The organism is Bradyrhizobium sp. LHD-71 (assembly GCF_031157255.1).
Taxonomy (GTDB): domain Bacteria; phylum Pseudomonadota; class Alphaproteobacteria; order Rhizobiales; family Xanthobacteraceae; genus P52-10.
In genome coordinates, this window is the sequence record NZ_JAVIFX010000063.1 from 1 (window position 1) to 8,075 (window position 8,075).

Here is an 8,075-nt window from a genome sequence, read left to right on the forward strand (position 1 = left end):
AGGTCAATGGCTTGCGAGTGGGCGTCGATCGGAATTCGCGTAAACGCTGTGGCGCCCGGATATGTCGCGACAGCGCTTGTAAAAAAGCTTGAATCCGACGGCTTTGTCGATACGCCGCGTCTGAATCGTCGCATTCCAATGGGGCGGCTGGCGAAACCCGAAGAGATAGCCGCCGCGATCTATTTTCTGAGTTCGAGCGAAGCCAGCTATATCACCGGCACTGTCTTATCCGTCGATGGCGGATGGGCCGCGTTCGGAGACTCCGGTGACGCATACGTGTCTGGTTCTACTGTGACATAAATTCTTGCGTCTGTGCGTTGGCGTGATCGTTTGTGCGCAGCAAGGACATCTGGAGAGACGGCAAGCGATTGCCACAGCAAGCCTTCGGCGCATATTCAGGTGGATGCATTCGCCACTGGTCGCGACGCCGGTTGGTGTCTTCTTGGATCAGACCGCTTGGATCAGACCGCATCCGCGATGCTTTGGCCCGCCAGTGCATGAGCTGGGCGTTCTGTCATCGGCCCGGTCCCGGGATTCTCTTTCTCGACGGCTCGCGTGTTTCACTGATCAATCGATCGAACTCGTTGTCAGACCGGCGGTCGAGAGTCTGACCGACGTGGAACTCGAGAACGCCCAGGATTGATGATCTCTGGAGAGACGGAAATAATCGTAGATTTGAGCGGGCGTTCAATGCCGAGGCGACCATCAATGTGGGCCGGCTGATCACTGTCATTGAATGGAGTTTCGTGCTGCTGCTTCCGTCGATTGCGCCAGGGTCTGACATTGAAAAAATGACGGTAATGGTGATCGCGCTCATGTTGTGATGACGTTCGTTGCTATAGCTCGACCCGCGGTCAACGTCTCGAGACTGTCCGCGATCATTGGTTTTGCGGCGGGCTTAGCGATAGCCTCAGTCGGCTCTCTAAAGAGGCTTCGACTGGTCCAGTCTCGTCGTGCCGGCTTGTCGCATTGCATCGCCATTCGATCACCCGAAACTATTGTTCTCCGCAGTCATTTCTCGCAGTAGCTCGCCAACCGAGCTTTCTGACTCTGCAGAACATGGCTCCGTCCCACGTCGTCCTGCCAATGATGCAAAGATGGAGCTTCGATGCCTCGACACAGATCTCGCGAGTTCGGTTGTGACGGTCTTCTTCGTGATCAGGATGGTACGGTCGCGATTGGAGCAACCTGAACAGGTTGCGGTGTTTGGCCGTGCAAAACCGATTGACGCGCTGTAAAACCGCCGCCATCATTCATCCCAATAAAGCGGCGCCGCAAAGTGCGCTGCAGGATCGTCGCTTCTCGCGCGGCGATCAGGGAGGTGCGTAGAGTGGAAGACGCAGCGCGCCTGTTGCAGCTAGTCATCAATGGTGCGGCCGGCGGCTGCATCTATGGTGTGATCGCCCTCGGCTTCGTGCTGATCTACAAAGCCTCCGAAATGATCAATTTCGCCCAGGGTGATCTCATGATGCTGGGCGGGTTCGTCGCGTTTAGCCTGATCGCCGGGATGGGCTTGAACTACTGGGTAGGCGCCGCACTCGCCATCGCAATCATGGCGGTGTTCGGCTTCCTGCTGGATTCCGTGGTGCTTCGCCGCGTCATCGGCCAGCCGCAGTTCGCCGTTATCATGCTGACGCTCGGGCTGGGCTTCATCTTTCGCGCCGCCGCCGGCATCTCGTTCGGGTACGGTTCCGTCACCTTCGTGACCCCCTTCACTAACAAGGTGGAGAACTTCGGCGACATCGCAATCGGCCAGGACAGCCTCTCGATCGTCTTCGGCACTGTCGTCCTTTGCGCGGTGCTCTACGCGTTCTTCAGCAAGACTCGCATTGGTATCGCCATGCAGGCGGCTTCGCAGAACCAGCTCGCCGCCTATTGCATGGGCATTCCCGTGCGCACGATCTTCTCGCTGATCTGGGGTATCAGTGCCGCGGCCTCCGCGGTCGCCGGCATCCTGTTGGCGCCGAGCACGGTGCTCGATGTGAATATGGGCTTTCTGGGCTTCAAGGCGTTCGCGGCCGCCGTTCTCGGCGGTTTCGGAAGCATCCCGGGCGCGCTGGTCGGCGGGGTGGTTATCGGCATCGTCGAGCAGCTTGCAGGTTACTATTTGCCCGCCGGATTCCAAGACGTGACGTGGAACAGCATGCTGCTCCTGGTTCTGATCGTTCGTCCGCAGGGCCTTTTCGCGGAAACCCAGCGCAAGAAGGTCTGACGACATGCTTCAGCAATTGAAGACCACCTACACCCAAGACATCTCGCTGTTCGCCAACCGCAACGCGGTCATTTCTTACGCGGTCCTAATTCTTGCGCTGCTGCTTGTGCCGGCCGTGTTGGGCGAGTTCTATGTCGGTGAGCTCGGCGGCGTCTTCATCTTCGCGATTGCCGGCGTCGGCCTGATGTTGCTGACCGGATACACCGGGCTCGTCAATCTCGGCCAGGCTGCATTTCTCGGCATCGGCGCTTACACCAACGCGGTGTTGATGACGAAGGGTGTGCCGTTCATCTTCACGCTGCCGCTGGCTGGCCTCGTGTCGGCGCTGTTCGGCGTTTTGCTCGCGATCCCGACGATGCGGATGACCGGCTTCTATCTCGCGATCGCGACGCTCGCTTTCGGCTCGATCATCGGCACGGTGTTCCAGAAATGGACCTCCGTCACCGGCGGCTTCGACGGCTTTGCGGTGCCGACGCCATCCATCTTCGGCTTTCCGATCGAAGGTACGAACGGCGTCTACTACCTGTCGCTGCTCGTGCTGATTTTCGTGATCTGGCTGGCGATCAACATCCTGCGTTCGCCTGTCGGACGTGCTATGGTTGCGATCCGCGACAGTGAGATCTCGGCGCAGAGCATGGGCATCAATCTTTCGCTCTACAAGACGATCTCCTTCGCCACCTCATCCGGCATCACCGGGCTCGCCGGCGCGCTGTTCGCGCACTATGTACGCTTTCTTGCGCCGGACTCATTCGATATCCTGCTGTCGATCCAGTTTGTCACCATTATCTTCGTCGGCGGACTCGGTTCACTGCACGGTGCGATCTTCGGTGCCATGTTCGTGCGGCTTCTACCACAGTTCATCGCCATCGTGCGCGACGACCTTCCCTTCGGTATCGGCCGCATGCCCGGCCTTGAGCCGTCGTTATTCGGCTTGGTGCTAGTTCTGGTGATCCTCTTCGAGCCGCTCGGCATGCACGGCAGATGGTTGAAGATCAAGGCTTGGCTTAAGGATTTTCCGCTGCATCGCCGGAGCGGCATACGGCGGCAAAAGACCTATGCGCGGTCGGAGCGGTTGCGATGAGTCTGTTCGCGGCAAGGGACATCGCGATCCAATTCGGCGGCATCAAGGCCGTCGACGCGGTGACGTTTGATGTTAAGCAGGGCGAGGTGTTCTCAATTATCGGCCCCAATGGAGCCGGCAAGACAACGATCTTCAACTTGATCAGCCGCATCTACAATCTCACTTCGGGAGAACTCATCTTTAACGGCAAGAACGTCACGAAAGTGCCGCCGCACGAGATCGCAGCGCTCGGTATCGCGCGGACTTTCCAGAATATAGAGCTGTTCTCACAGGCGACACTGCTGCAGAACCTCCTGATCGGCCGGCACTGCCACGTGAAGACGAATTTGCTCTCGCAATTCGCCTTCCTGCCGCCCGCGCGCGACGCCGAGCTCGCCCATCGCGAGAAAGTCGAAGACGTTATCTCCTTTCTCGACCTGCAGCGCTATCGCAACACGCTGATTGCCAACTTGCCTTACGGAGTGCGCAAGGTCGTTGAGCTCGGCCGCGCGCTTTGTATCGAGCCGAAGTTGCTGCTGCTCGACGAGCCGTCATCCGGGCTGAACGTCGAGGAGACAGAAGCCATGGCGTTCTGGATCGACGACATCAAGAAAGACCTCGGCATCACCGTTATTATGGTGGAGCACGATATGAAGCTTGTCAGCGCAGTCTCCGACCGCGTGATGGCGCTGAACTACGGTCGAGTGATCGCGCTCGGCAGTCCGGGCGAGGTGCAGACCCACCCCGAGGTGGTGCGTGCCTATATCGGAGGCGAGGCATGAGCGTCGATCCGATCCTGCGCGTCAGCAATATCGAGACCTACTATGGGCAGATTCAAGCGATCCGCAGCGTCAGCCTCGAGGTACCGCGCGGACGCATCGTCGCGGTGCTCGGCGCCAACGGCGCCGGTAAGTCCACCATCCTGCGGACCGTATCCGGCCTGATGGATCCCGAGCGCGGAAGCGTGTCGTTCGATGGTAAGGACATCGTGCACATGGCGCCCGACCTCGTGATGCGACGAGGTATGTGCCACGTGCCGGAGGGGCGAGAGATCTTTCCTTTCCTCACGGTGTCGGACAACCTCGCCATGGGCGCCTACACCCGCCGCGATATCGACGGCATCGCCAGAGATATGGACGTGTGCTTCAGCTACTTCCCGGTGCTGCGGGAGCGCGCGAGCCAGCGCGCCGGGCTGCTGTCGGGCGGCGAGCAGCAGATGCTAGCGATCAGCCGCGCGCTGATGGGTCGGCCGAAACTGCTGCTGCTCGATGAGCCGTCGCTCGGCCTGTCGCCGATACTCGTGACCCAGATCTTCAATATCATCCGCCGCATCAACCAGGAGCAGGGCGTCTCCATTCTGCTGGTCGAGCAGAATGCACATATCGCCCTCAAAACTGCCGACTACGGCTATATTCTTGAGGTCGGCCGTATCGTCTTGCAGGACGAGTGCAGGGTGCTTCTGGAGCGGGAGGACATCCGCGAGTTCTATCTCGGCCAGAAGGATACCGGCGTTCGCGGTGCGCGTCGGTGGAAAAGGAAGAAGCTGTGGCGCAGCTAGACGAAACCCCGGAACCGGCGACGGAAATCGCAGCGACGATACCAGCAATGGTGTTTGCGCATGTCGCCGCGCATCCGTCCGAAACGATTATTCGCAAGAAGGATCGCGGCATCTGGAAAACGACCACGTGGAGCGATCTCGCCAAGTCGATCCGGCAGGCGACGATGGCGCTACGCGCGTTCGGCTTTCGGCCGGGCGAGGTCGCATGCGTGCTCGCGTCGACGAGCCCGGCGTGGGTCGTGACTGATCTCGGCGTCCTCTCTGCCGGCGGCATCTCGGCAGGGTTGTACACCACCGAGGCTGCAGAACAGATCCAGGCGACGCTCATCGCATGTGGCAGCCGCATCGTGTTCGTCGGCAACGAAGAGCAACTCGACACGGTTCTCGATATCCGCGATCGCTGTCCGGCGCTCGAGAAGATCGTCATCTACGATGTCTTCGGCCTGCGCGACTTCAGCGACCCGATGTGCGAGAGTTTTCAGGCGTTTCTCGCCCAGGGCGAGGTGTACGACGCGTCGCATCCGGATGAATGGGCGGCGAGCTTCGCTGCGCTCGACGGTGAACAGGACGCCGCGCTGATCTTCACGGCGGGCACGTCGGGACCGGCCAAAGGCGTTTTGCTCAGCCATCGGGCCGTGCTGACGCAGGCGGCGAATAGCGCCGCGCTGCTCGGCCAGCGCCCCGGCGACGAACGACTCGCCTTCCTCCCCATGCCGCATTTTATGGAGCGCGTGCTCGGCATCTATCAGGCGCTCGTGACGCGCACTGTAAGCAACTACGTCGAGAGCACCGACAGTGTAGGCGAAAACCTGCGCGAGGTGATGCCGAGCGTCTTCTTCGCGCCACCGCGCGTGTGGGAGCAGTTCTACGCGGCGGTAACGGTGGCTGCGTCCGAGGCAACCTTTCTGCAGCGCATCCTGTTCAACTGGGCGATTGGCGGCGGCCTTGGCGCCTGGCTCATCCTGCGCAGCGTACGTCAACGGCTTGGCCTCGACCGCGTCCGCATCGGTTGCATCGGCGGCGCTCTCGTATCGCCGGCGCTGATTCGCTGGTATCGCACACTCGGCATCGATCTCATCGAGTTCTACGGCCTGAGCGAGGCGGCGGGCTTGACGATCGCGACGTTGGCCGACCCGGAGCAGCGCGGCAAGGTCAAGCAGGTTGTTTGCGGGCGCGAGGTGAAGATCTCGTCGAGCGGCGAGCTGCTGGTGCGCGACGAGAACATTTTCTCCGGCTACTGGCGTGGGATCGGCGGCGCCGAGCGGTCGGCGAACGCAGGTTGGTTCCCGACGGGCGACGCCGCTCGCATGGAAAACGGCCTGGTGCGCATCACCGGACGAGCCGAGGATTTGATCGCGGACAGCTCCGGAGCTAACGTCTCGCCTACGGAGTTGGAAGCCGAGCTGAAATTCAGCCCGTACGTCGCCGACGCCCTTGTCGTGGCCGGAGCGTCCGGCGGGCTCGGAGCGCTTATCGTGATCGACCATGAAAACATCGAGCGCTGGGCGCAGATGAAGCGGATTGCCTTTGCCGGCTTCACCGGGCTGGTGCGCAGCGACGCCGTCCGGGCCTTGATCGAATCCGAAGTCGCCCGGGTAAACAGCATGTTCGCCGAACCCATTCGTTCCTTCCGCGTGATTGAGCAGAGGTTTGAGCCGGAAGACCCAGAACTGTCGCCAATGATGAAGTTGCGCCGCCGATTCGTCAGTGAGAAGTATCGTGAACTGATCGAAGAAATGTCCTGAGAGGCCCGAACGCCGGCGGGTCCCCAGCTGCGGCCTTGTGCCAGAACCATAACGGCGAAGGGAGACGTACGGATGCGAAAGTTGCTACTGACCACGGTCTCGGCAGCTGTTGTTGCGATGCCTGCGTTTGCAGGCGGCGTCACCGACAAGGAAATCGTGATTGGCACCAGCACGGACCTGTCCGGGGTGACCGTTGAATGGGGCGTGAATAACTCGAACGCCATCCGTATGGCCTTCGAGGAGCAGAATGCCAAGGGTGGCATCAACGGCCGCATGATCAAGTACATCGTCGAGGATAGCCAGTATCAGGTGCCGCGGCATGTCCAGGCCGTGAACAAGCTGATCAATCGGGACAACGTCTTTCTTATGATCGCGAACGGCGGCACGCCGATGAACAACGCGACACTACCGACGCAGATCGAGAAGCAGGTTCCGAACATGTTCCCGCTCACTTCGGCGCGGTCGATGTATACTCCGCTAAACAAGTTTAAGTTTGGGCTTGCATCTTCCTACTACGACCAGATCCGCGCCGGGCTGAAGTATTTCGTGGACAACAAGGGCAAGAAACATATCTGCGCCGCCTCGCAGGATACCGACTTCGGCCGTGACGTCATGGACGGCGTCAGAGATCAGCTAAAGGCGATGGAAGGCAAAGCGAGCCTCGTCGCCGAAACGCTGCATAAGCCGACCGACACCGACTTCTCGGCTGCGGTTGCGAAGTTGCGGGACGCCAAGTGCGACATCGTCGTGCTAGGCACGATCGTGCGCGACACGCTGCAATTCGTCGGTGCAGCACGCAAGGTGGGCTGGAACGTCGACATGATCGGCCAGGCAGCGATCTATGACTCGGCGGTTGCCCAGGTTGCCGGCGGTGTCACCGAAGGCGTGTATACCATGACGCCAGTGCTGTTCGTCGCTGTAGACGACCCGCGGCGCGAGGTGAAGACCTTCGCTGACGACTACAAGAAGAAATACGGTCACGTGCCGAATTTCGCGGCGCAGATCGGCTACACTGCGGCACAAGTGACGATCGCAGCACTGAACAACGCGGGCAAAGACCTAAATGCCGACAGCTTTATCGGCGGCGTTGAGAAGATTAAGGACTACAAGGACATCTTCGGTTCGCCGCCTATGACGTTCACCAAGGATAAGCATCAGGGCTCGAATGAGTCGTTCCTCGCGCAGGTGAAAGACGGCAGGTGGGTGGCCGTGAGCGACGCTCCACTCGGATACTGAGAACGCCCTTTCATGTAGCTTGAGACGCTTCGCGCGGCGAAGCGTCTCAAGCTACATCGTCCGTAGCGATCACGGATATCCAAGTCTCTTCGATCGACTAAGTCGCGCCAAGTCCTCGTCCGGGCAACTTAACTACGCCTAGCAATGGTACGTCAGATTCACGGTATAAACCCAGTCAAAGAAGGCTGCGGGATAAGGATACTCAAACCCGAAAAACCCCCACTCTCCGGGGCGAGACGGCAGTGTAGTCGACCAAAACTGAAC

General features: G+C 60.1%; 7 protein-coding genes. All 7 read left to right on the forward strand.

The window, feature by feature from the left end:
• Positions 1-300: SDR family oxidoreductase (locus RCO31_RS34405; protein ID WP_308972905.1), on the forward strand; the 300-nt coding region annotated here is incomplete at its 5' end.
• Between the two features lie 1,030 nt (positions 301-1,330).
• Complete coding sequence (locus RCO31_RS34410; protein WP_308972906.1) at positions 1,331-2,212, forward strand: branched-chain amino acid ABC transporter permease; 882 nt, start codon at positions 1,331-1,333, stop codon at positions 2,210-2,212.
• Positions 2,213-2,216: 4 nt separating this feature from the next.
• Positions 2,217-3,293: a branched-chain amino acid ABC transporter permease gene (locus RCO31_RS34415; RefSeq protein WP_308972907.1), complete on the forward strand. Its 1,077-nt coding sequence runs from the start codon at positions 2,217-2,219 to the stop codon at positions 3,291-3,293.
• On the forward strand, positions 3,290-4,054 hold the full coding sequence (locus tag RCO31_RS34420) for an ABC transporter ATP-binding protein (protein ID WP_308972908.1): 765 nt from the start codon (positions 3,290-3,292) through the stop codon (positions 4,052-4,054). Before RCO31_RS34415 ends, RCO31_RS34420 begins: the two co-directional genes overlap by 4 nt.
• The gene (locus tag RCO31_RS34425; protein WP_308972909.1) at positions 4,051-4,830 is read left to right on the forward strand and encodes an ABC transporter ATP-binding protein; all 780 of its coding nucleotides are present in this window, start codon (positions 4,051-4,053) and stop codon (positions 4,828-4,830) included. Before RCO31_RS34420 ends, RCO31_RS34425 begins: the two co-directional genes overlap by 4 nt.
• The gene (locus tag RCO31_RS34430; protein WP_308972910.1) at positions 4,818-6,575 is read left to right on the forward strand and encodes an AMP-binding protein; all 1,758 of its coding nucleotides are present in this window, start codon (positions 4,818-4,820) and stop codon (positions 6,573-6,575) included. Before RCO31_RS34425 ends, RCO31_RS34430 begins: the two co-directional genes overlap by 13 nt.
• 72 nt (positions 6,576-6,647) lie before the next feature.
• Complete coding sequence (locus RCO31_RS34435; protein ID WP_308972911.1) at positions 6,648-7,811, forward strand: ABC transporter substrate-binding protein; 1,164 nt, start codon at positions 6,648-6,650, stop codon at positions 7,809-7,811.
• The last annotated feature ends 264 nt before the right edge of the window (positions 7,812-8,075 follow it).